The organism is Xenophilus sp. Marseille-Q4582 (assembly GCF_916700565.1).
Taxonomy (GTDB): domain Bacteria; phylum Pseudomonadota; class Gammaproteobacteria; order Burkholderiales; family Burkholderiaceae_C; genus Xenophilus.
The window spans coordinates 715,089-736,159 of record NZ_CAKAKO010000004.1 but is presented as its reverse complement, the minus strand read 5'-3'; the positions used below and the strand labels follow the sequence as shown (position 1 = coordinate 736,159).

Below are 21,071 nucleotides of genomic sequence, written 5' to 3'. Positions count from 1 at the left end.
TTTCTGGAGATGACCATGCTGACCGCCCCCGAACATGAAGCGCTGATGCGGCTGATCGAAGCGTACGCCGACGCCCGGCACGAGCACGGAGCACCCGAGTACAACGCGCACACGATGGAAGCGCGCAACGCGCTGTACACGGCACTGCTGCACGCCCTCACGCAGACGGGCGGGTGGGTCAGCGTGGATGAGCGGCTGCCTGACCTGCCTACTGACGCCGAAGACGATGGCGTGAAGGTCTGGACCTGGGACGGCTCATTCGTCACGGAAGACGAGTTCATGCCTGCCTATGAGCAGCCCGCAGGCCCCGCCGTTGGTGGCTGGTTGCGCACTGGCGAATGGTTTGCCGGCGACACCCTGCAGCGCGTGACGCACTGGATGCTGCGCAAGTCGCCTCTCCCTCCCTCGCCAGCCGCAGGAGCACCCGCATGAACCCCCAACACGCCGAGGCGCTGCCAAGCGTCATTGCCGAGCTTCGCCACCTCTACGCCAACATGGTGAATGGTGCGGTCAAGGACGGCGCACAGGCCAAGCGAATCGCCGAAGGCCTCCTGTCTCGGCAGATCGAGCGGCTGGAGCGTCTCGCCGCGCCCCATGCAACTGCCGAGCAATCCGAGGCAGTTGCCGGGTGGAAGATGGTGCCCTACGCCTTCTACACCGCTGACCAGATGCGCGCCTACGCTGACGCCGACCGCAAGGCCCGCGCCACGCAAGCTGGCGTGAGCGATGCCTTCGAGGCGGCGATGAAGCAGACGTGGCAGATGATCGACCCGCTGCGCCCGCCCGCCGCTGGCACCTACGCACTCGGCGAGCACAACGGCATCGCTGCGGCCCTGAAGACCGTGCGGCAGAACTTCGAGCGTGCACTGGCCCAGACCGAGCAGCCCGAGGCGGCAGAGTCCATCACGATCCAGGAAGCCTGGAACGCATCGGGCGGCAACCAAGCGTACAGGCCCACCAAGGAAGAGTTGCTGCACAGCCTGCGCATCCTGGATCAGGTGTGCGAAGAAGCTGCGGCCACCCCATCCGCCCCTCCCTCCATCGAACATGAGCCGGGCGACGTGTCAAAGAAAGCGCCGGAAGCGAACATGAGCACTGCCCCGGCCCGAATCTACCTCGACATCGGCGACCGGTTTGCGCTGGAGCGCGTGCAGGATGGCACGCTGCCGTGGGACAAGCTGGCAGAGGTGACGTGGAGCGCAGACAACGCGACAGGCCACGGCATCGAGTACGTGCGGGCCGATGTCGCCGCCTCGCCAGCCGCTCCTGCGCCCTGTGCGACCAAGCCCGCCGAACCATTCACGCCGTGGCCGAACAGCTACCGCGCAGACAACGAGAGCCAGCCATGACCGACAAAGCCTACCCTGAGCCCAGCCCTTTGATGCGCGCCTTCCAGGCGTTCATGGCCGACTACGAACTGCGCGGCGAGGATGACGATGGCCGCGAAGGCTGTTACAGGCCGAACGAGACCGAGCGGCTCCTGATCGAGGACTTCGTGTGGGGCCTCATGGAAGACGACGACTGGATTGCCGCCTCACGCAACGCTGCGGGGTCGGGGATCAGTGATGAGCAGATCGCCGCCCTGCGCGACAAGCACGGCATCACATCCAGTGGTCGCGGCATCCGGGCATTCGATCAGATACGCAACTTCGTGCATGCAGTGCTCGCCATGGCGCCTGCCACCACGCAGGCACAGGAGCCGGTGGCCGAAGTCGAGAACGACTACAACGCCGACGGCATGTCCTCGCGCATTACTACGAGGCTGCCAGCAGGCACAAAGCTGTTCGCCGCGCCCCAGCACTCCACAGCCGAGCCCTTTGGGTACTTCCGCGCGGATTCGTTCGGCTGGACGGACTGCGCCGCGACAGACGATGGGGCCGTGGCGCTCTACGAGGCCGCGCCCCAGCAGGCGCCGCTGACGGATGAGCAGATTGAGGCCATCGGCCTGAAAGTTCTCTTGAAGGAAAGCGACGGACTCAAGAAGGACCGCCCCGCGTTCGGGTTTTCGACCGTGGAGGGAATCATCCGCGCTGCTGAGGAGATCCACGGCATCGGCGCCGCCAAGGAGACGAGATGACGGACAAGTTCAAGGCGCTGCGGGATGCGCTGGCTGGCGTCGAACACGCAGGCACGTTCAGCAAATCCGGCCGCACGGTTCAGGTTGCAGAGACCGACGAATGGGCGGCCATCCACGTCGAGGTGCGCGCGAACAAGCTGATAGCGCCCAAGCTGGCCCGGTACATCGCCGAGGCAAATCCCGACACCATCCGCGCCCTGCTGGCCGAAGTGGAAGCGCTGCGCAAGAAGGCGGCGCGCTACGACTGGCTGCGGGACAACTGGGGATATGTGAGCGAGACATACGACGGCACGCGATGCGAGTCCGTGTACCTGGTCAGTAGAGACGACGGCTGGGACACCGATCCCGAAAGCCTGGACGCCGCAATCGACGTCGCACTGCGCGCAAAGGAGGGAAGCCGTGGATGAACTACTGACCGCTCAAGACAGCCGAATCCTGGAATGGCTTGGCAAGATGCATGCGCCGGTCGCTACCGCTGACATGGCATTCCTGATCGGCCGCCAGCCGGGCAAGGAGTCCAACCGCAAGCACTCGGCCTACGTGCTGGGCCTGCTGTGCAACCTGGAGGCGCTCAAGCTGGTCAAGCGCGAGGTCTACGGCCCGCCCATCAAGTGGGTCATCACCGACGCTGGCCGCGCAGCCGCTGCGATGGCAAGTGTGGCGCCCGGTGCGGGAGGGGGTGGGCGATGAGCGAGGCACCCATGACCCTCACTGGCGACCTGAACGTGCCCGACATGCCGATGACGGACGCCCAAGTGAACCACCTGCGCCGCCTGCTTGCCTGGATGCGCTGTGAATGGATGCTCGACCCCGACATGCAGCGTGGGATGATGAATGCGCTGGAGACGATGCACGCCTCCGGAGACATCAGCGACGAGTACGCGACCGCCGAGGTTGCACGTCGGGCTGAGCAGATCAACCAGGTGCCGGCATACGTCCGGCAGGCTGTGAAGATGCTGACGAAGGCGCTGCGTGATCATGAGCGGCGCGCTGGCGTCGTGGATGCGGAGGCGAGATGAACGACCTGATGACCCTGATGGACATCGCCGAGATGCACAAGTGCGGGGTTCGCCATGCGCGGGATGTGCTGGTGAAACTACCGGGATTCCCCGCAGAAGCCCCCACGAGCACCCCCAGAAATCGGCTCTGGCTGCGGTCCGAGGTGCGCGCGTTCATTCATCGTAAGCCGCAACGTCCCGCACAGATCCCGCACAACGGCCTGCAACCCGCATGAATACTAGATCCTCGTGCCATGGTGCGGCACCAGCAGCACCTCGGCCTGCAGCGGCACGCCGGCCTCACGGCTGCGGGCGACCAGCGCGGCTTCCTGCACACGCTCGATGTCGCCGGGCAGCAGCACGGCGCTGCGGCCATTGCTCACGCGCAGCACGCAGGACAGTGCATTGGGCCGCACCGCGAAGCGCGCGTAGTCCTCGGCCGCCGGATGCAGGAATTCGAAGCGCACGCCGTCCCATGTCCAGCTCTGCCCGGCCTCGCAGCGCGCCTGCGGGCGCAAGGCCTGCAGCGGATGCGAGGGCTCGAGCGAGCCGCGCACCTGCATCCGCGGCTGCATGCCCAGCACGGCCGCCGCGCCGCCCGTGTGGTCGCTGTCGCGGTGGCTCAGCACCAGCAGGTCGGGCCGCTCGCCCAGCGCGCGCAGCAGCGGCACCAGCACGCGGTGGCCGGCGTCGCTTTCCAGGCTGTAGCGCGGCCCGGCGTCGTACAGCAGGCTGTGGCGCGCCGTGCGCACGAGCACGGCATTGCCCTGGCCCACGTCGGCCGCCAGCAGGTCGAACTCGCCGTCCGGCGGACGCGGCGGCTGCCACAGCAGCACGGGCAGCAGCAGCGGCAGGCCCATCAGGCGCAGCGCGATCGGCAGGCGCATGGCCAGCAGCAGCCCGCCCCCCACACCCGCAACGCCGGCCCACAGTGGCGCGGCGGCCACGCTCCAGGTGGCCAGCGGCCAGGAAGCCAGCCAGGCCAGGGCCGCGCCCAGGGCCTGGACGGCCCCGGCCGCCAGGTCCCACAGCGGCGGCGCCAGCACGCCCAGCATGGCCAGCGGCGTGACCACCAGCGTCACCCACGGGATGGCCGCCAGGTTGGCGACGAAACCCACCAGCGACACCTGCTGGAACAGCAGCAGGCTGAGCGGCGTGAGCGCCACCGTCACCACGCCCTGCTCACGCAGCAGGCGCAGTGCCTGGCCGCCCAGGCGGGCCGCCGCGGCGGGGCGGGCGTCGTGCAGATGGCCGGCCAGCCCGGCGTCGCTGGCGAAGAGCACGCCCACGGCCACGAAGCTGAGCCAGAAGCCCGGCTGCAGCAGCGCCCACGGGTCCAGCGCCACCACGAAGGCACACACCAGCAGCCACACGCAGGGCCAGGGCCAGTGGCGGGCGCCGCCGCGCAGCAGGGCCACCAGCGCCAGCATGCAGACGGTGCGCTGCGCCGGCACGCCCCAGCCGCTGAACACGGCGTAGGCGGTGGCCAGCAGCACGCCGCCCGCCAGCGCAGCCTGCGGCGCTGGCCGCCACAGCATCAGCCGCGGGCTGCAGCGCCACAGCGCGCCGAGCACCGCCGCCGCCAGCCAGGCGAAGAGCGTGATGTGCAGGCCCGAGATGCTCATCAGGTGCGCCACGCCGGTCGCGCGGAACACGTCCCAGTCGGCGCGTTCGATGGCCGCCTGGTCGCCCGTCACCAGCGCCGCTACCACGCCCACGGCGCGCGCATGCGCGGCGTCGCCGGGCGCCTGCGCGGCGCGCGCCAGGATGGCGTCGCGCACCGCCTCGCGCGCGCGCTCGACCGGGTGCCGTGCGGTGCCGCCGATGCGCTGCGGCGGCGCATGCCGGCCGCCCGTGCGCACGTAGCCCGTGGCCTGCACGCCCTGCTCCCACAGCCAGAGCTCGTAGTCGAAGCCATGCGGGTTGCGATTGCCGTGCGGCGCCTTCAGCCGCACCGTGAACTGCCAGCGCTCGCCCGCGTGCAGCGGCGGCGGGGCGGCGGCCGCGGCATCGTCCGGCGGCCGGCCGGCCTCGCGCGCCCAGAGGCCACCGCCCTGGGCATACCAGCTCAGCGCCAGCCGCGGCGGCAGCACGGGGGCGGCGCCGGCCGCCGCGCCCGGCTCCGCGTCCTGCACGGCCTCCACGTCGAACAGGAAGCGCAGCCCGAGGTCGTTGCGTTGCGGCATCTGCGCCACCACGCCGGTCACGCGCAGGTCGCGGCCCTCGATCGCCGGAGACAGGGCCCGGGCCGTGAAGACGCTGGCGCGCAGGCCCGTCTGCGCGGCGCCGGCGAGCGCACCCGCCGCCGCGGCCAGCAGCAGCCCTGCCGCCCATCGCCCGCGCGGCCTGCGCAGCAGGCCGGCCAGGCCCAGTGCGCCCGCCGCCAGCGCCAGGTAGGCCGCCACCGGCCAGAGCTGGCCCTGCAGGAGCTGCAGCGCCGTGCCGGCCAGGCTGCCCGCGCAGGCCGCGAGCCCGCGCGCCGTGGTGCTGCCCTCCGGCCAGGGCGCGGCCTCCCCGCCGTCGGGCCACCGATGGACCGGCTGCGCCGCGGTCCGTGGCTGCGTCTCGCTCATCGCTGGGCTCCCTCGCGCGGCAGGCGCCAGCACGCGCCGATGACGGCGTGATGGCGCATTCCTTGCTTTTCCTCTCGGCTAGTATGAGGCCAACAGAGGCCGGGAATCCGCCTCTGCCGCCCCGGAAGATCCGACGCCCATCGACCATGTCCATCCACGCCGCCCTCCACCACGTCACCCATTACCAGTACGACCGTCCGGTGCAACTCGGCCCGCAGGTGGTCCGCCTGCGTCCGGCGCCGCATTGCCGCAGCAACGTCATCTCGTACTCGCTGCGCGTGGAACCCGCCGAGCACTTCGTCAACTGGCAGCAGGACCCTTTCGCCAACTACCAGGCGCGGCTGGTGTTCCCGAAGAAGACCACGGCCTTCAAGGTGACGGTGGACCTGGTGGTCGAGATGGCGGTCTACAACCCCTTCGACTTCTTCCTCGAGCCGCATGCCGAGAACTTCCCGTTCAAGTACTCGAAGGAACAGGCCGAGGAACTGGCGCCCTACCTCGTCGCCGAGCGCGCCACGCCGTTGGTGCAGGCCTACCTCGACAAGATCGATCGCCACGAGCAGCGCACCATCGACTTCCTGGTCCGGCTGAACCAGCAGGTGCAGCAGGACGTGAAGTACCTGATCCGCATGGAGCCCGGCGTGCAGACGCCCGAGCAGACGCTGGAAAAGGCCAGCGGCTCCTGCCGCGACTCGGGCTGGCTGCTGGTGCAGCTGCTGCGCCACCTGGGGCTGGCGGCGCGCTTCGTGTCGGGCTACCTGATCCAGCTCGCGCCCGACGTGAAGTCGCTGGACGGCCCGAGCGGCACGGAAGTGGACTTCACCGACCTGCACGCCTGGTGCGAGGTCTACCTGCCCGGCGCCGGCTGGATCGGCCTCGACGCAACCTCGGGCCTGCTCGCGGGCGAAGGCCACATCCCGCTGGCCTGCACGCCCACCCCGGGCAGCGCCGCACCCATCGAAGGCCTGGTGGACGAGGCCGAAGTGGCGTTCGGCCACGAAATGAAGGTCACGCGCATCTATGAATCTCCGCGCGTCACCAAGCCCTACACCGAGGACCAATGGGCCGAGGTGCTGGCCCTGGGCGAGGCGGTGGATGCGCGCCTGGCCGCGGGCGACGTGCGCCTGACGATGGGCGGCGAGCCGACCTACGTGGCCAGCAGCGACCGCGACGCGCCCGAATGGAACACCGATGCCCTCGGGCCCACCAAGCGCAACTACGCGACCGAGCTGGTGCACCGCCTGCGCGAACGCTACGGCCAGGGCGGCTTCCTGCACTTCGGCCAGGGCAAGTGGTACCCGGGCGAGCAGTTGCCGCGCTGGGCGCTGTCGATTTTCTGGCGCGCCGACGGCCAGCCCGTCTGGCACAACCCGGTCCTGTTCGCCGACGAGTCCCGGCCTGCGAACTACACCGCGGCCGATGCGCAGCGCTTCACGGCGCACCTGGCGCGCAAGCTGGGCCTGACGGACGAGTTCGTGCAGCCCGGCTACGAGGACGTCTACTACTACCTCTGGCGCGAGCGCCGGCTGCCGGTCAACGTCGACCCCTTCGATTCGCGCCTGGACGACGAGCTGGAACGCGCCCGCCTGCGCCGCGTGTTCACGCAGAAGCTCGATTCGGTGATCGGCTACGTGCTGCCGCTGGAGCCCGCCTCCAACGCCACCGGCAACCCGGATCTGGACGGCCCGCGCTGGAAGACCGGCCCCTGGTTCCTGCGCGACGACCGGCTGTACCTGGTGCCCGGCGATTCGCCCATGGGCTACCGCCTGCCGCTCGATTCGCAGCCCTGGACGGCCAAGGGCGACTTTCCCTACCTGATCGACCGCGATCCGAATGCGCCGCAAACCCCACTGCCGGCGGCCGACGACCTGCGTGCGCGCTATGCGGCGCAGGCCGGCCTGGGCGCGGGCCTGGCCGGGCAGCGCGGGCAAGCCGGGCGGGCCGGCGACGTGCCCTACGCCTTCGGTGCGTCGGCCCATCCGGCCGCGGCGCTGCGCATGCAGCAGCCGGGCCAGACGAGCAGCCCGCCCTTGCCGCCGGCCGACGAGAACACGCGCTTCCCGAGCCGCTTCCAGTCCGCGCACTGGATCACGCGCACCGCGCTGTGCGTGGAGGCGCGCGATCCGCGGCGCGCCAACGGCCCGAAGGCCGAGAAGGTGGGCAGCGCCTCCGGCATCCTCTACGTCTTCATGCCGCCGCTGGCCTTCCTGGAGGACTACCTGGACCTGCTGTCCGCCGTCGAGGCCACGGCCGAGGAAACGGGCATGCAGATCGTGCTGGAAGGCTACCCGCCGCCGCGCGACACGCGCCTGAAGACGCTGGCCGTCACGCCCGACCCCGGCGTAATCGAGGTCAACATCCACCCGGCCCACAGCTGGGGGGAACTGGTCGAGCACACCGAGTTCCTGTACGACGCGGCCTTCCGCACGCGCCTGACGGCCGAGAAGTTCATGACCGACGGCCGCCACACCGGCACCGGCGGCGGCAACCATTTCGTGATGGGCGGCGCCACGCCGGCCGACAGCCCCTTCCTGCGCAAGCCCGAGCTGCTGGCCAGCCTGCTGCTGTACTGGCACAACCACCCTTCCCTGTCGTACCTGTTCTCGGGCCTGTTCATCGGCCCCACCAGCCAGGCCCCGCGCGTGGACGAGGCGCGCAACGACCAGGTCTACGAGCTGGAGATCGCGCTCAAGGAGATCGCGAAGAACCGCGAGATCCACGGCCAGGCCATGCCGGCCTGGCTGGTGGACCGCAGCCTGCGCAACATCCTGATCGACGTCACGGGCAACACGCACCGCAGCGAATTCAGCATCGACAAGCTCTATTCGCCCGACAGCACCACCGGCCGCCTGGGACTGCTGGAGCTGCGCGCCTTCGAGATGCCGCCGCATGCGCGCATGAGCATCGTGCAGCAGCTGCTGCTGCGCGCGCTGGTGGCCCGCTTCTGGGAGGCGCCCTACGCCGCCCCCGCCACGCGCTGGGGCACCGAGCTGCACGACCGCTTCCTGCTGCCCACCTTCATCCAGATGGACTTCGAGGACGTGATCGCCGAGATGCGGCAGGCCGGCTTCGGTTTCCAGCGCGAATGGTTCGCGCCGCATTTCGAGTTCCGTTTCCCGCTGGTCGGCGAGGTGCAGGCCATGGGCGTCGAACTCAGCCTGCGCAACGCGCTGGAGCCCTGGCACGTGATGGGCGAGGAAGGCGCGATCGGCGGCACCGTGCGCTACGTCGATTCCTCGCTGGAGCGCATCGAAGTGCGCGTGACCGGCCTGAACCAGAGCCGCTACGTGGTCACCGTCAACGGCCGGGTGCTGCCCCTGCAGCCCACCGGCGTGGCCGGCGAGTACGTGGCCGGCGTGCGCTACAAGGCCTGGAACCCGCCGTCGGCCCTGCACCCCAGCATCGCCCCGCATGCGCCGCTGACCTTCGACATCGTCGACACCTGGATGAAGCGGTCGCTGGGCGGCTGCCAGTACCACGTGGCGCACCCGGGCGGGCGCAACTACACCACCTTCCCGGTCAATGCCTACGAGGCCGAGAGCCGCCGCCTGGCGCGCTTCTCGCGCATGGGCCACACGCCGGGCCTGCTGCGCACGCCGCCGGCCAACATCGAGGTGGTCGGCAGCCGCGAGTTCCCGTTCACGCTGGACCTGCGGCGCTGAGGCGTGGCGCGGCCCCCACGGCAGGCAGGCCAGCAGGCGGCCCCGGCGTGGCGGATCCGTCACCGGCCCTCGCCCTGGCGCCCGGCCGCGGCGCGGCGTGCGGCCCGGGCATGACGGCGGTGTGACAATGTCGGCCCCGTGGATGCCCTGAACAACTCCCTCTTCGATGCCCAGGCCGCCGAATCGCCGGCGGCCTTCGCGTCCGCGCTCGCCCCGGCAGCGCGGCCGGGGCATTTCGACGAGCTGCGCGGCGTGGCCACGCCCGTGCCGCCGCCGGCGCGCGTGCCGCTCCCGCCGTCCGCGGCCCCCGCGTTGCAGGAGGCCGGCCGTCCCGCGTCGGCCGCCGGCGTGCCGGAGCCCGCGCCCGAAGCCGCGCCGGCACCGCTCGCCCCCGCCTGGGCCGCGTTCTTCGACACGCTGGGCCCCGAAGGCTTCGCCGACCTGCCGCGCCGCGCCGTGAGCCTGGAGCGGCAGGTGCGCGACAACGGCGTGACCTACAACGTCTACGCCGACAGCCACGGCCCGCAGCGCCCCTGGGCGCTGGACCTGTTCCCGCTGATCATCTCGCCCGAGAGCTGGACCCGCATCGAACGGGGCGTGCTGCAGCGCACGCGCCTGCTGGACCGCGTGATGGCCGACGTGTACGGCCCGCAGCGCCTGCTGGCCGGCGGCCTGCTGCCCGCCGCGCTGGTGCGCGGCCATCCGGGCTACCTGCGCGCCCTGCACGGCGTGCGTCCGCCCGGCGACACCTGGCTGCGCATCGCCGCCTTCGACCTCGCGCGCGGGCCCGACGGCCACTGGTGGGTGGTGTCGCAGCGCACGCAGGCGCCTTCAGGGCTGGGCTACCTGCTGGAAAACCGGCTGGCCGTGTCGCGCCAGTTCCCCGAAGCCTTCGAATCGCTGCAGGTGCAGCGCCTGGCCGCCACCTACAGCGCCATGATGCAGGGGCTGCAGGCCATGTGCCCCGCGCCTGCGGGCGGGCCGCCGCACATCGCGCTGCTCACGCCCGGCCCCTACAACGAAACCTATTTCGAGCACGCCTACCTGGCGCGCTACCTGGGCATCACGCTGGTCGAAGGCAGCGACCTGACGGTGCGCGGCGACCGCCTGTTCCTCAAGACGCTGCAGGGCCTGCGGCCCGTGCACGGCCTCATCAAGCGGCTGGACGACCAGTTCCTCGACCCGCTCGAGCTGCGGCCCGATTCCACGCTGGGCGTGCCCGGCCTGCTGCAGGCCATCCGCGCGGGCAACGTGCTGGTGGCCAACACGCCGGGCTCGGCCTTTCTCGAATCGCCGGCGCTGCTGGGCTTCCTGCCCGCGCTGTCGCGCGCCTTGCTGGGCGAGGAGCTGGAGCTGCCCGCCCTGCCCACCTGGTGGTGCGGCGAGCGCGCGGCGATGGAGGCCGCGCTGCCGCAACTGGCCGAATGCGCGATCAAGCCCACCTACCCGGGCTCGGCCGTGCACCCGAGCTTCGAGGCCGCGCTGGGCACGCAGCTGGACCGGCGCCAGCTCGACGAATGGGCCGGCCGCATCATGCGGCGCAGCGACGCGCACACCGTGCAGCGCTACCTGCCGCTGTCGCAGATGCCCACCTGGGCCCCCGACCTGGACGGCGCCGGCCGCATCGTGCCGCGCTCGGTGATGCTGCGCGTGTTCGCCGTCAACGACGGACCGCAGTCCTGGCACGTGCTGCCCGGCGGGCTGGCGCGGCTGGCCGGCGCCGACGCGCAGATCGCCTCGATGCAGCGTGGCGGCAGCAGCGCCGACGTGTGGGTGCGCACCCATGGCGAGATCGACCGCACCACGCTGATCGGCGCGCCGGCCACGCCGGCCTCGCTGGCGCGCCACCGCGCGCCCGTCACCAGCCGCGCCGCCGAGAACATGTTCTGGCTGGGCCGCTACACCGAACGCGCCGAGAACACGCTGCGCCTGGCGCGCATGACGCTGGACTGGCTCAGCGGCGAGGAACAGGCCTCGCCCGCGCTGGTCGGCTGGCTGCACGGCCTGGCGCAGCGCAATTCGCTGGTGCCCGAAGCCGTGCCCGACGCACCCTTGCTGCAGGAAGGCCCGCATGCGCTGCAGTCGCGCCGCGTGTTCGAGCGCGCGCTGATCGCCGAGCTGGGCGACGTGAAGCGCGGGCGCAGCGTGGGCTTCAACCTGCGCTGCCTGCGCGAAGCGGCGGCCGCCGTGCGCGAACGGCTGTCGCAGGAGCACTGGACGCACATCGAACGGGCCGAGAGCGAATTCCTGCGCCGCACCGCGGCCCAGGCCGGCGAAAGCGGAGAGGCCCGCTACGCCCTGGGCGCCACGCAGCGCACGCTGGAAGCCGCAGGCACCCTGCTGGCCGCGATCACCGGCGCGCAGACCGACCGCATGACGCGCGACGACGCCTGGCGCCTGCTGTCCATCGGCCGGCACATCGAGCGGCTGGGCTTCCTCGCGCATGCGCTGGCCGAGGCCGTGACGCACGGCGTGCTGGCCGAGCGCAGCGGCTTCGAAGCCGTGCTCGCGCTGTTCGACAGCACCATCACCTTCCACGGCCGCTACCAGCAGCGCCGCGACCGGGTGCCGCTGGTGGACCTGCTGGTGCTCGACGGCGACAACCCGCGCTCGCTGGCCTGGGTCACGCAGACGCTGCGCGGGCGCATCGCCAGGCTGGCCGGCAGCGCGCCGGGCGAACTGACGGCGCTGTCGCACGAACTGCCCGACCCCGCGCAGTGGTCGCTGGACACGCTGTGCGGCGGCGACGAGGCCGAGGCGCGCGCCGCCCTGCTGGCGCTGCTGCAGCGCTGCCAGCAGGCGGCCTGGCAGGTGTCGGACGCGATCGGCACGCGCTATTTCACGCTCACCTTCGAGTCGCTGCGCCCGGTCGGCATCTGACCCGGCACCCGACCCGCCCCAGAAGATTCCCCGGCACCCGCGATGCTGCTGCTCGTCACCCACGAAACCCGCTACGACTACGCGCCGCCGGTGGCGACCGCGCAGCACCTGGCGCACCTCCAGCCGCTGGAGACGCACACGCAGAAGCTGCTGCGGCATGCGCTGCGCATCGTGCCCGAGCCGGCGCAGCGCAGCGAGTCGCTGGACGTGTTCGGCAACACGCGCACCTTCTTCGCCTTCGAGTCCACGCACGAGCAGCTGGTGGTGACGGCCGAGAGCCTGGTCCAGACGCAGGCGCCGGCCCTGCCGCCCGCGCCCCTGCGCGAGCAGGCCTGGGAAGCCGTGCGCGAGGGCTTTCGCTACCACAAGGGCATGCAGGACGATGCGGCCTCGGAGTTCATCTTCCCGTCGGAGCACGTGCCGCTGCACGACGACTTCGTCGCCTATGCACGCGCCAGCTTCACGCCCGGCCGCGCGCTGTTCGATGCCGCGCTGGCGCTGACGCAGCGCATGTACGCGGACTTCGACTACGACAGCGGCAGCACCGAGATCAACACGCCCGCCGTGCAGGCGCTGGCCCAGCGCCGCGGCGTGTGCCAGGACTTCGCGCACATCCTCATCGCCTGCCTGCGCAATCTGGGCCTGCCCGCGCGCTACGTGAGCGGCTACCTGCTCACGCAGCCACCGCCCGGCCAGCCGCGGCTGATCGGCGCCGATGCCTCGCATGCGTGGGTGGAGCTGTACCTGCCGCCCGTGGCTGGCGGCGACGGCACGGAGCGGCCCGAGGGCCCCGCCGGCGAGGGCGCGTGGGTGGGCTTTTGCCCCACCAACGGCCGCCAGCCCGGCGAAGACTACGTGAAGCTGGCCGTGGGCCGGGACTTCGCGGACGTGTCGCCCATCCGAGGCATCCTGCACGGCGGCGCGGGCCATGCGCTGGACGTGGGCGTCACGGTCATGCCTTTCGACGAGATGAGCCCCGCGCAACAGCAGCAGTGGCTGCCCCGCGTGCGGCCCTGGCCCCGCCCGGCCGTCACGGCCGCGGCCGCCCGGCACCCGCTGGAAGTGGGGCAGCCCCAGTTCGGCCAGCAAGGCCCGACCACGCCCGGCCAGGGCCAACTGGGTTAGGCTCGGGGACGCCGCGGGGCGCGAAGGTGCCGCTGGCGGGCTGCGGCCGATGGCCGCGGCATCGCGCATCCCGCGCCGCGCCCCCTTTTCTCGCCCTCTTCTTTCTCCAGGAGTCGAATCCATGAGCGTCTACGAGCAGCTCCAGCAGCTGGGCATCGAACTGCCCCCCGTCGCCGTGCCTGCCGCGGCCTACGTGCCTTTCGTGCGCACCGGCAACCTGGTCTTCCTGTCCGGCCACATCGCCAAGAAGGACGGCAAGCCCTGGGTCGGCCAGCTGGGCGTGAACATCGGCACCGAAGAAGGCCAGGCGGCTGCGCGTGCCATTGCCATCGACCTGCTGGGCACGCTGCACGCGGCCGTGGGCGATCTGAACAAGGTCACGCGCATCGTCAAGGTGATGAGCCTGGTCAATTCCGGCCCCAGCTACACCGAGCAGCACTTGGTCACCAACGGGGCCAGCGAACTGTTCGCGCAGGTCTTCGGCGCCGACAAGGGCGCGCATGCGCGCAGCGCCTTCGGCGTGGCGCAGATCCCGCTGGGGGCCTGCGTCGAGATCGAACTGATCGCGGAAGTGGCGGCGTGAGCGAGGCGAGCGCCCCGTCCAACCCGCGCGTGGCGCTGGTGACGGCCGGCGGCAGCGGCATGGGCGCGGCCGCCGCGCGCGCCCTGCATGCGGCCGGCTTCCAGGTCGCCGTGCTGTCCTCGTCCGGCAAGGGCGAGGCATTGGCCGCTGAACTGGGCGGGCTGGGCATCACCGGTTCCAACCAGTCCGACGCCGACCTGCAGCGCCTGGTCGACGGCGCGATGGCGCGCTGGGGCCGCATCGACGCGGTGGTCAACAGCGCCGGCCACGGCCCCAAGGGCGACCTGCTCGCGATCAGCGACGAGGCGTGGCACTCCGGCATGGACTTCTACCTGATGAACGTGGTGCGCATCGCGCGCAAGGTCACGCCCATCTTCCAGCAGCAAAAGCACGGCGCCGTCGTCAACATCAGCACCTATGCCACCTTCGAGCCTGAAGCGGCCTTCCCGACCTCGGGTGTGTTCCGCGCGGGCCTGGCCGCCTTCACCAAGCTGTACGCCGACCGCTATGCGGCCGAGGGCATCCGCATGAACAACGTGCTGCCCGGCTACATCGACAGCCTGCCCGAAAAGGAAGAGCGCCGCGCGCGCATCCCCATGGGCCGCTACGGCACCTCGGCCGAGGTGGCCGAGCTGATCGTGTTCCTGGCCAGCGACAAGTCCAGCTACATCACGGGCCAGAACATCCGCATCGACGGCGGGATCACGCGCTCGGTCTGACCGGCCGTCGCCGCGCGCGCTCAACCCTCCCAGCGCTGCCAGACGTCGGATCGCTGCAGCGGAAACCGCTTCGGATACCAGACCGCCAGGTGTCCCGCGTCGGCAGAGCGGTCGTACAGCGGGTCGCAGACGACCGCCGAGTAGCTCCAGCGGCCGAAGTCCTGCACCGGAATCGAGGCATCCCGATTCAGGACCACGAAGGCGTGGTTCCAGTCACCGCGCCACAGCGCGAAGTAGTCGATGGGCGCGATGCCCCGGGACTTGAGGTACAGGAACGCGATGGCGGACAGCTCGCCGCAGTTGCCCGTCTGGCTCAGCCGGCCCAGGCTCGCCATCTCGTCGATGAAAACCTGCACATCGAAAGCCTCGTTGCTGCGAGCGGCGTTGCGGCGCCCGCCCTCCTGAAGGCTCCAGATGCGGGCATCGAACTTCTGCGGGATCTCCAGCGGATGGCGGATCCATCCACCGGCCGTGTTCAAGCCGCGGTAGCGGACGGCGGACTTCACGTGGGCAATGGCGTCCTGAGCGGCCTTGACATATCCTGAGTGCAGCATGGCGAATCGTGGGATTGATGGAAGGGAGCGGTCACAGGACCGCCCTCGAAAGCTGCCATCATGGCCCGCGCCGCAGCGCCTCACCATCGAACAAAGTTCATAGGCCACGCGGACAGGCCGTGCGCCCGCACGGCACACGGCGCGCCCCCAACTGTTGACGGCCGAGGAGCGCAACCGGAGCGCCCCGCGCCCGGCGATGCCCGCGCTCAGCGCCCCTTCTCGGCCAGCAGCCCCACCAGTTCGGGCACGTAGCGCTGCGCGCCGCCCTGCGCCACGGCGCCCGCATAAGTGGCCAGCACGGCATCGGCGATCGCCTGCGCGGCCTGCATGCCTTCGGCCATCTCGGTGTAGTAGCCCAGGTCCTTCTGGGCGTTGCTCATGGCGAAGCGCAGGCCGCTCGCGTCCTGCTGCGTGATGAAGGGCTTGAGGCGCTCCAGCGCCACGCCGCCGCCGCCGCCCTTGGCCAGCACCTCGACGAACACGTCGCCCGGCACCCCCGCGCGCCGTGCGCAGGCCGCGGCTTCGGCGATCAGCGCCACCGAGCCCAGCGACACGTAGTTGTGCAAGAGCTTCATGCTGTGGCCCGTGCTCACGGCGCCGGTGTGGGTGATGTTCTCGGCGAAGCAGGCCAGGAGCGGCTGGCACTGCGCGAACAGGTCGGCGTCGCCACCCACCAGCAGGTTCAGCCGGCCCTCGGCGGCCTCCTTGGGCGTGCGCGTCATCGGCGCATCGAGGAAACGCCCGCCCGCGCGCTGCACGGCCTCGGCCATCTTCTGCGTGGACGTGGGAATGGCGGTGGAGCAGTCGATGACGACGGTGCCGGGGCGCAGGGCGGCGATCAGTCCGCCCGGATCGCCGTCCGCGCCGAGGATGGCCTCGACCTGGGGCGAGCCGGTGACGCACAGGATCACGACCTCCGACGCCTGGGCCAGCGCGGCAATGCTGTCGACGCTCTTCGCGCCCGCGGCCTTGAGCGCGTCCAGCGGCTGGTTGCCCGGATGTTCGAGCACCGTGAGCGCATGGCCGTGCTTGACGATGTTGGTGGCGATGCCGTGGCCCATGAGGCCGATGCCGATCATGCCGATGGCGCTTGCTTGCATGCGAGGGTCTCCAGTTTCGGATGCGCAGGGAAACCGCCGATTCTCGCGCCGTCGAGGATGACCCGCCGGGGGCCCGTCCACCCGGGCCCTGCCCATTGTTTCGATTCCGTGAACGCCCTGTTCTGGAGAACCAAGGGTTTCCACCTATCTCCCGGCGCAAAATTCATCTCACGGGCCAGCGACACCTTGAACGCCGACCCGAAGCGAAGTGGCTGGCAATTCCGCCGCCCCGCTTTCCGTTCAAACCGCTACAAGCCAGGAGAATGATCGTGAAGACCTCGAAGATTTTTGCCGTTGCCGCCCTGTCCTTCGCCGCCCTGACCGGCGCCGTCCACGCCGAGGAATACCAAGGCGTGCTGGACTTCCAGGGCCAACTCAGCCGCGCCGAAGTGCAGCAACAGGCCGTGGCCGCTGCCCACGCCAAGGACCAGAACATCCCGCTGCATGCCCGTTCGATGGGCGCGCTGCAGAACCCGCGTGACCGCGCTTCGGTGCAAGCCGAGGCCGTGGCCGCCGCCCACGACGGCGCGCAGAACCTGGAAGCCGGTGCCTTCGCCGACAGCCAGATCCCGACGAACCTGCACACCGGCGCGTTCACCACGCAGAACGCAGGCCTGTAAGGCCTCATGCACGGCTCCGGCCCAGGGGCCTGAATGCAGAACCCGGCGCGCCCAGCGTGCCGGGTTTTTCTTTTGCGCCGTGGCGCCAGTCACTCAGCCCTGCGCGGCCCCCGGCGCCGGCCGCAGGGCCGACAGCGCCTCGAAGCGCGGACGCAGGGCCTGGTGCAGCCGCTGCACGGCGGCGGCGTATTGCCCGCGATGCGGGCACACCACGTGCAGCGGCGCCGGCTCGCCCAGGCATTGCGTGAGCAGCGGCACGAGGCGGCCGTCGCGCACGTCGTGCGCCACGTCCAGCCATGACTTGTAGGCCAGACCTTCCCCGGCCAGCGCCAGCCGGTGCACCGCCTCGCCGTCGTCGCACTGGATGGGGCCGCGCACCGTGGCCACCTGGCGCTGCGCCCCCTCGAAGAAGGTCCAGCGGTCATGCACGCGGCCGCTCAGCGCAAAGCACAGGCAGTCGTGCGCAGCCAGTTCCGCCACCGTCTGCGGAGCACCGTGGCGCGCCACGTAGCCGGGCGCGGCCACCAGCACGCGCCGGTTGTCCGGCGCCAACGGCAGGGCGACGAAGCTGGCGTCGGCGGGCGGACTGTAGCGCACGGCCGCATCCACCGGTTCGCGGAACACGTCCGACACGCGGTCGGAGAAGGACAGGCGCAGCCGCAGCCGCGGATGCGCCAGCCGGAACTCGGCCAGCCAGGGCAGCAGCACCTGCCGGCCCAGGTCGGAAGGCATGGCCAGCTGCAGCACGCCGCTGAGTTCGCGCGCCTCGTCCTGCAGTTGTCCGCGGCCCGCGTGCAGGTGGTCGAGCGCCGCCTGTGCATGTGGCAGGTAGCGCTCGCCCTCGGCCGTGAGCCGCAGGCTGCGCGTGGAGCGCGCGAACAGCCGCACGCCCAGTTCGCGCTCCAGCCGCTGGATGGCGGCGCTGGCCTGCCCGGGCAGCAGGTCGGCCTCGCGCGCAGCGGCCGAAAAGGCGCCCAGCGCGGCGGAACGCACGAACAGGGCCAGGTCGTCGAGCCGGATCATCTTCACGCCAGCAGTGAAAGTCTTGCTGCATTCTGCCGCTTTCCGGACAGATGATCCCCGGGCACCATCACGTCCATCCCTTTGCTTCGCCTCACTTCTTCCTGGATTCCGCCATGAAAGCCATCGCCTACACCCAGCACGGCCTGCCCATCGACGACCCCGCCGCGCTGGTCGACCTCGAACTGCCCACGCCCACGCCCGGCCCGCGCGACCTGCTGGTGCAGGTGCAGGCCGTGTCGGTCAACCCGGTGGACACCAAGGTGCGCATGAACTCGGCCGTGAAGGAGCCGCGCGTGCTCGGCTGGGACGCCGTGGGCATGGTGCAGGCCGTGGGCAGCGCGGTGACGCTGTTCAAGCCCGGCGACGAGGTTTTCTACGCCGGCGCCATCAACCGGCCCGGCAGCAACAGCGAGTACCACCTGGTCGACGAGCGCATCGCCGGCCCCAAGCCGCGCAGCCTCGGCGCGGCGCAAGCGGCGGCTCTGCCCCTCACCGCCATCACTGCGTGGGAGCTGCTGTTCGACCGCCTGGGCGTGCCCGAAGGCGGCGGCGAAGGCCAGAGCCTGCTCATCGTGGGCGCGGCCGGCGGCGTGGGCTCCATGCTCGTGCAGCTGGCGCGGCAGCTCACCCGTCTCACCGTGATCGGCACCGCCTCGCGGCCGGAGACCGCGCAATGGGCCAAGGACCTGGGCGCGCACCATGTGATCGACCATTCGAAGCCGCTGCTCGCCGAACTCGAAGCCATCGGCATCCCGCAGGTGGACCGCGTGGCCAGCCTCACGCAGACCGACCGCCATTTCGCGCAGCTGATCGGCGCGCTGCGGCCACAGGGCCAGCTGGCGCTGATCGACGACCCCGCCGCGCTGGATGCGCGGGCGCTCAAAAGCAAGAGCCTGTCGCTGCACTGGGAGCTGATGTTCACGCGCCCGCTCTACGAGACGCCCGACATGATCCGCCAGCACGAACTGCTCACGCGCGTGGCGCAACTGGTGGACGCCGGCACGCTGCGCACCACGCTGGCCGAAACCTTCGGCACGATCAACGCCGCCAACCTGCGGCGCGCGCATGCGCTCATCGAAAGCGGACGCGCGCGGGGGAAGGTGGTGCTGGAGGGCTTCTGAAGGCAGCGCTCAGGCGCGGGCGGCGGACGACCCACGGGGCTTGAGCTCGCCCGGCAGCAGCGACTGCCGCGGCGGGCCCTCCAGCCCGTGCAGCCGCTCGATCAGGCAGCGGGCGGCCGTGCGGCCGATCTCGTCGGTGGGCTGCGCGATGGTGGACAGGCCGGGGCCGATCAGCGAGGCCCATTCGGGATCGTCGAAGCCGACGAAGCCCAGCTCCTGGCCGAACTGCCAGCCCAGGCGCGCCACGGCCTGCGCCACGCGCAGCGTGACCACGGCATTGCCGGCCAGCACTGCGGCGCGCACGCCCCTGCGGCGCTGGGCGCGCTTGTGCAAGGCCTGCAACGCGGCCTGCAGGCCTGCGTCGTCACCCTCTTCGCTCTCGAAGACTTCGCCGCGCGCCGTCTTCGCGTGTGCGTCCATGCAGGCCGTGAAGGCGCCCGCGCGCTCGCGCCGCGTGCTCACGCCCTTGAGCGGCTCGCTCACGTAGAGCAGTTCGCGCCAGCCGCCTTCGAGCAGGTGCTCGCAGGCCTGCTGCACGGCCGCCCGGTTGTCCAGCGACACGAAGTCGGCATGCATGCCCGTATGGCGGCGGTCCACCAGCACCGCGGGCTTGCCCTGGGTGGCCATGGCGTCGACCACGCCACTGCCGCGGCCCAGCGTGTTGAGGATGAAGCCATCGACCTGGTAGCCGGCCAGCGCCTGGATGGCCTCCTGCTCGCGCCCAGGCTCGTTGCCCAGGTTGAACAGCATCACGAGGTAGCCGGCGTCCTGGCAGGCCTTCTCGGCGCCGCGCAGCACGGCCACCGAGTAGGGGTTGGTGATGTCGGCCACGATCAGGCCGATGAGGCGCGAGCGCCCGCGGCTCAGCGCCTGCGCCATCGGGCTGGGCGAGTAGCCCAGCCGCTGGATGGCCGCCTCCACGCGCGCGGCGATGTCGGGGCTGAGCAGCTTCTCGCGGTGGTTGAGGAAGCGCGAGACCGTGGCCTTGGAAACGCCGGCGGCCGTGGCCACGTCGGCGATGGTGGCGCGGCGCGGCGCGTTCACAACGCCGCCGTGTCGTAGACCGCCGCGGGCCGCTGGCCGGCCAGCGCGGCCAGCAGGTTGTCGACGGCCAGGCGGTTCATGGCGTAGCGCGTCTCGTGCGTGGCCGAGCCGATGTGCGGCAGCGGCGTGACGCGCGGATGCGTGCGCAGCGGCGAGTCGGCCGGCAGCGGCTCCTTCGCGAACACGTCCAGGCCCGCCGCGCGCAGATGGCCGCTGTCCAGCGCGGCCAGCAACGCGGCCTCATCCACCGTCGCGCCGCGCCCGCCATTGATGAAGATGGCGCCGCGCTTCATGCGCGCGAAGAAGCCGGCATCCGCGAGGCCGCGCGTGCTGTCCGACAGCGGCAGCATGGCGACTACGAAATCGGACTCGGCCAGCAGCGTGTCCATCGAGCGATGCTCGGCATGGCCCACCAGCGCGGGCGCCTGCGCGGCCAGATCCACCGGCCGGCGCGTGTGGTAGCGCACCGGCATGCCAAAGCCCAGCGCCGCGCGGCGCGCGATGGCCTGCCCGATGCGCCCGAAGCCCAGCAGGCCCAGCGTCTTGCCGTGCACGTCGAAGCCGAAGAACTCCTCGCCGATGTTCTTCGTCCATCGGCCTTCGCGCACGAGGTTGGACAGCTCCACCACGCGGCGGCTCGTGGCCATCAGCAGTGCGAAGACGGTGTCGGCCACCGTCTCGTCGAGCACGCCGGGCGTGTGGCACAGCAGGATGCCGCGGCGATGCAGTTCGGCCAGCGCGTAGTTGTCCACGCCGACCGAGACGCTGGACACCACCTTCAACGCGGGTGCGCGGTCCAGCACCGCCTTGTCGATGGGAAAGCTGGACCCGATCAGCCCATGGGCCGTGGGCAGCGCGGCGTCGAAGGCCGCGCGGTGGGTCTTGGGGTCGGCCACCGTGACCGCGTGCGCGGCCTGCAGGCGGGCCAGCTGGTCGGGCGGGAGTTCGCGGAAAACGAGGATGTTCTGGCGTGTCATGTCTCGGGTTCGGTC

The 21,071-nt window shown here is 71.1% G+C and carries 20 protein-coding genes; 14 read left to right on the top strand and 6 right to left on the bottom strand.

The genetic code is table 11. The features are described from left to right. Positions 1 to 15: 15 nt before the first annotated feature. Genes LG388_RS18745 through LG388_RS18715 form a run of 7 tightly spaced genes read left to right on the top strand, consistent with a single transcriptional unit; the run spans position 16 to position 3,311 of the window. Complete coding sequence (locus tag LG388_RS18745; protein ID WP_225783380.1) at positions 16 to 432, top strand: DUF551 domain-containing protein; 417 nt, start codon at positions 16 to 18, stop codon at positions 430 to 432. After that, positions 429 to 1,349 (top strand): hypothetical protein, encoded by a 921-nt coding sequence (locus LG388_RS18740; protein WP_225783381.1) that lies wholly within the window; start codon positions 429 to 431, stop codon positions 1,347 to 1,349. Before LG388_RS18745 ends, LG388_RS18740 begins: the two co-directional genes overlap by 4 nt. Continuing rightward, positions 1,346 to 2,077, top strand: coding sequence for a hypothetical protein (locus tag LG388_RS18735; protein WP_225784222.1), 732 nt, complete (start codon positions 1,346 to 1,348; stop codon positions 2,075 to 2,077). The genes LG388_RS18740 and LG388_RS18735 overlap by 4 nt, the downstream gene beginning before the upstream one ends. Further along, a complete protein-coding gene (locus LG388_RS18730; RefSeq protein WP_225784221.1) occupies positions 2,074 to 2,484 on the top strand; it encodes a hypothetical protein in 411 nt (136 codons plus the stop codon). The genes LG388_RS18735 and LG388_RS18730 overlap by 4 nt, the downstream gene beginning before the upstream one ends. After that, positions 2,477 to 2,767 (top strand): hypothetical protein, encoded by a 291-nt coding sequence (locus LG388_RS18725; RefSeq protein WP_225784220.1) that lies wholly within the window; start codon positions 2,477 to 2,479, stop codon positions 2,765 to 2,767. Before LG388_RS18730 ends, LG388_RS18725 begins: the two co-directional genes overlap by 8 nt. 11 nt (positions 2,768 to 2,778) lie before the next feature. Continuing rightward, complete coding sequence (locus tag LG388_RS18720; RefSeq protein ID WP_225784219.1) at positions 2,779 to 3,096, top strand: hypothetical protein; 318 nt, start codon at positions 2,779 to 2,781, stop codon at positions 3,094 to 3,096. After that, the gene (locus LG388_RS18715) at positions 3,093 to 3,311 is read left to right on the top strand and encodes a hypothetical protein (protein ID WP_225784218.1); all 219 of its coding nucleotides are present in this window, start codon (positions 3,093 to 3,095) and stop codon (positions 3,309 to 3,311) included. Before LG388_RS18720 ends, LG388_RS18715 begins: the two co-directional genes overlap by 4 nt. A 3-nt stretch (positions 3,312 to 3,314) precedes the next feature. Here the strand turns inward: LG388_RS18715 and LG388_RS18710 are convergent, their stop codons facing one another. After that, positions 3,315 to 5,648: a DNA internalization-related competence protein ComEC/Rec2 gene (locus tag LG388_RS18710; protein ID WP_225784217.1), complete on the bottom strand. Its 2,334-nt coding sequence runs from the start codon at positions 5,646 to 5,648 to the stop codon at positions 3,315 to 3,317. A 146-nt stretch (positions 5,649 to 5,794) separates the two neighbouring features. On the opposite strand from LG388_RS18710, the gene LG388_RS18705 reads away from it, so the two are divergent. The 5 genes from LG388_RS18705 to LG388_RS18685 all read left to right on the top strand — a co-directional run bounded on the left by LG388_RS18705 (position 5,795) and on the right by LG388_RS18685 (position 14,617). After that, the gene (locus LG388_RS18705) at positions 5,795 to 9,310 is read left to right on the top strand and encodes a DUF2126 domain-containing protein (protein WP_225784216.1); all 3,516 of its coding nucleotides are present in this window, start codon (positions 5,795 to 5,797) and stop codon (positions 9,308 to 9,310) included. Between the two features lie 138 nt (positions 9,311 to 9,448). Continuing rightward, positions 9,449 to 12,190 (top strand): circularly permuted type 2 ATP-grasp protein, encoded by a 2,742-nt coding sequence (locus tag LG388_RS18700; protein ID WP_225784215.1) that lies wholly within the window; start codon positions 9,449 to 9,451, stop codon positions 12,188 to 12,190. Positions 12,191 to 12,232: 42 nt separating this feature from the next. Continuing rightward, on the top strand, positions 12,233 to 13,315 hold the full coding sequence (locus LG388_RS18695) for a transglutaminase family protein (RefSeq protein WP_225784214.1): 1,083 nt from the start codon (positions 12,233 to 12,235) through the stop codon (positions 13,313 to 13,315). A 121-nt stretch (positions 13,316 to 13,436) separates the two neighbouring features. After that, positions 13,437 to 13,898, top strand: coding sequence for a RidA family protein (locus tag LG388_RS18690; protein ID WP_225784213.1), 462 nt, complete (start codon positions 13,437 to 13,439; stop codon positions 13,896 to 13,898). Further along, positions 13,895 to 14,617 (top strand): SDR family oxidoreductase, encoded by a 723-nt coding sequence (locus LG388_RS18685; RefSeq protein ID WP_225784212.1) that lies wholly within the window; start codon positions 13,895 to 13,897, stop codon positions 14,615 to 14,617. The genes LG388_RS18690 and LG388_RS18685 overlap by 4 nt, the downstream gene beginning before the upstream one ends. 20 nt (positions 14,618 to 14,637) lie before the next feature. Here the strand turns inward: LG388_RS18685 and LG388_RS18680 are convergent, their stop codons facing one another. Together LG388_RS18680 and LG388_RS18675 are read right to left on the bottom strand one after the other, a co-directional pair. Continuing rightward, positions 14,638 to 15,171 (bottom strand): hypothetical protein, encoded by a 534-nt coding sequence (locus LG388_RS18680; RefSeq protein ID WP_225784211.1) that lies wholly within the window; start codon positions 15,169 to 15,171, stop codon positions 14,638 to 14,640. Between the two features lie 206 nt (positions 15,172 to 15,377). Beyond that, complete coding sequence (locus tag LG388_RS18675) at positions 15,378 to 16,271, bottom strand: NAD(P)-dependent oxidoreductase (protein WP_225784210.1); 894 nt, start codon at positions 16,269 to 16,271, stop codon at positions 15,378 to 15,380. 269 nt (positions 16,272 to 16,540) lie between these two features. Here LG388_RS18675 and LG388_RS18670 point away from each other — a divergent pair, with 269 nt between their 5' ends. After that, positions 16,541 to 16,891: a hypothetical protein gene (locus LG388_RS18670; RefSeq protein ID WP_225784209.1), complete on the top strand. Its 351-nt coding sequence runs from the start codon at positions 16,541 to 16,543 to the stop codon at positions 16,889 to 16,891. Between the two features lie 93 nt (positions 16,892 to 16,984). On the opposite strand, the gene LG388_RS18665 is transcribed toward LG388_RS18670, so the two are convergent. Next, positions 16,985 to 17,914 (bottom strand): LysR family transcriptional regulator, encoded by a 930-nt coding sequence (locus LG388_RS18665; protein ID WP_225784429.1) that lies wholly within the window; start codon positions 17,912 to 17,914, stop codon positions 16,985 to 16,987. A gap of 113 nt (positions 17,915 to 18,027) precedes the next feature. Between LG388_RS18665 and LG388_RS18660 the strand changes: the two genes are divergently transcribed. Continuing rightward, entirely contained in the window at positions 18,028 to 19,035 is a 1,008-nt protein-coding gene (locus LG388_RS18660; protein ID WP_225784208.1) for a zinc-binding alcohol dehydrogenase family protein, read from the top strand. A 9-nt stretch (positions 19,036 to 19,044) separates the two neighbouring features. On the opposite strand, the gene LG388_RS18655 is transcribed toward LG388_RS18660, so the two are convergent. Beyond that, on the bottom strand, positions 19,045 to 20,079 hold the full coding sequence (locus LG388_RS18655) for a LacI family DNA-binding transcriptional regulator (protein WP_225784207.1): 1,035 nt from the start codon (positions 20,077 to 20,079) through the stop codon (positions 19,045 to 19,047). Next, the gene (locus tag LG388_RS18650; protein WP_225784206.1) at positions 20,076 to 21,056 is read right to left on the bottom strand and encodes a D-glycerate dehydrogenase; all 981 of its coding nucleotides are present in this window, start codon (positions 21,054 to 21,056) and stop codon (positions 20,076 to 20,078) included. The genes LG388_RS18655 and LG388_RS18650 overlap by 4 nt, the downstream gene beginning before the upstream one ends. Between the last annotated feature and the right edge of the window lie 15 nt (positions 21,057 to 21,071).

Excerpts from the sequence above, each read along its gene's own strand:
- LG388_RS18695 (WP_225784214.1), top strand. The coding sequence starts at position 12,233 with ATGCTGCTGCTCGTCACCCACGAAACCCGCTACGACTACGCGCCGCCG.
- LG388_RS18675 (WP_225784210.1), bottom strand. The coding sequence starts at position 16,271 with ATGCAAGCAAGCGCCATCGGCATGATCGGCATCGGCCTCATGGGCCAC.
- LG388_RS18660 (WP_225784208.1), top strand. The coding sequence starts at position 18,028 with ATGAAAGCCATCGCCTACACCCAGCACGGCCTGCCCATCGACGACCCC.
- LG388_RS18705 (WP_225784216.1), top strand. The coding sequence starts at position 5,795 with ATGTCCATCCACGCCGCCCTCCACCACGTCACCCATTACCAGTACGAC.
- LG388_RS18720 (WP_225784219.1), top strand. The coding sequence starts at position 2,779 with ATGACCCTCACTGGCGACCTGAACGTGCCCGACATGCCGATGACGGAC.
- LG388_RS18690 (WP_225784213.1), top strand. The coding sequence starts at position 13,437 with ATGAGCGTCTACGAGCAGCTCCAGCAGCTGGGCATCGAACTGCCCCCC.
- LG388_RS18680 (WP_225784211.1), bottom strand. The coding sequence starts at position 15,171 with ATGCTGCACTCAGGATATGTCAAGGCCGCTCAGGACGCCATTGCCCAC.
- LG388_RS18730 (WP_225784221.1), top strand. The coding sequence starts at position 2,074 with ATGACGGACAAGTTCAAGGCGCTGCGGGATGCGCTGGCTGGCGTCGAA.
- LG388_RS18735 (WP_225784222.1), top strand. The coding sequence starts at position 1,346 with ATGACCGACAAAGCCTACCCTGAGCCCAGCCCTTTGATGCGCGCCTTC.
- LG388_RS18650 (WP_225784206.1), bottom strand. The coding sequence starts at position 21,056 with ATGACACGCCAGAACATCCTCGTTTTCCGCGAACTCCCGCCCGACCAG.
- LG388_RS18710 (WP_225784217.1), bottom strand. The coding sequence starts at position 5,648 with ATGAGCGAGACGCAGCCACGGACCGCGGCGCAGCCGGTCCATCGGTGG.
- LG388_RS18740 (WP_225783381.1), top strand. The coding sequence starts at position 429 with ATGAACCCCCAACACGCCGAGGCGCTGCCAAGCGTCATTGCCGAGCTT.
- LG388_RS18665 (WP_225784429.1), bottom strand. The coding sequence starts at position 17,914 with ATGATCCGGCTCGACGACCTGGCCCTGTTCGTGCGTTCCGCCGCGCTG.
- LG388_RS18745 (WP_225783380.1), top strand. The coding sequence starts at position 16 with ATGCTGACCGCCCCCGAACATGAAGCGCTGATGCGGCTGATCGAAGCG.
- LG388_RS18715 (WP_225784218.1), top strand. The coding sequence starts at position 3,093 with ATGAACGACCTGATGACCCTGATGGACATCGCCGAGATGCACAAGTGC.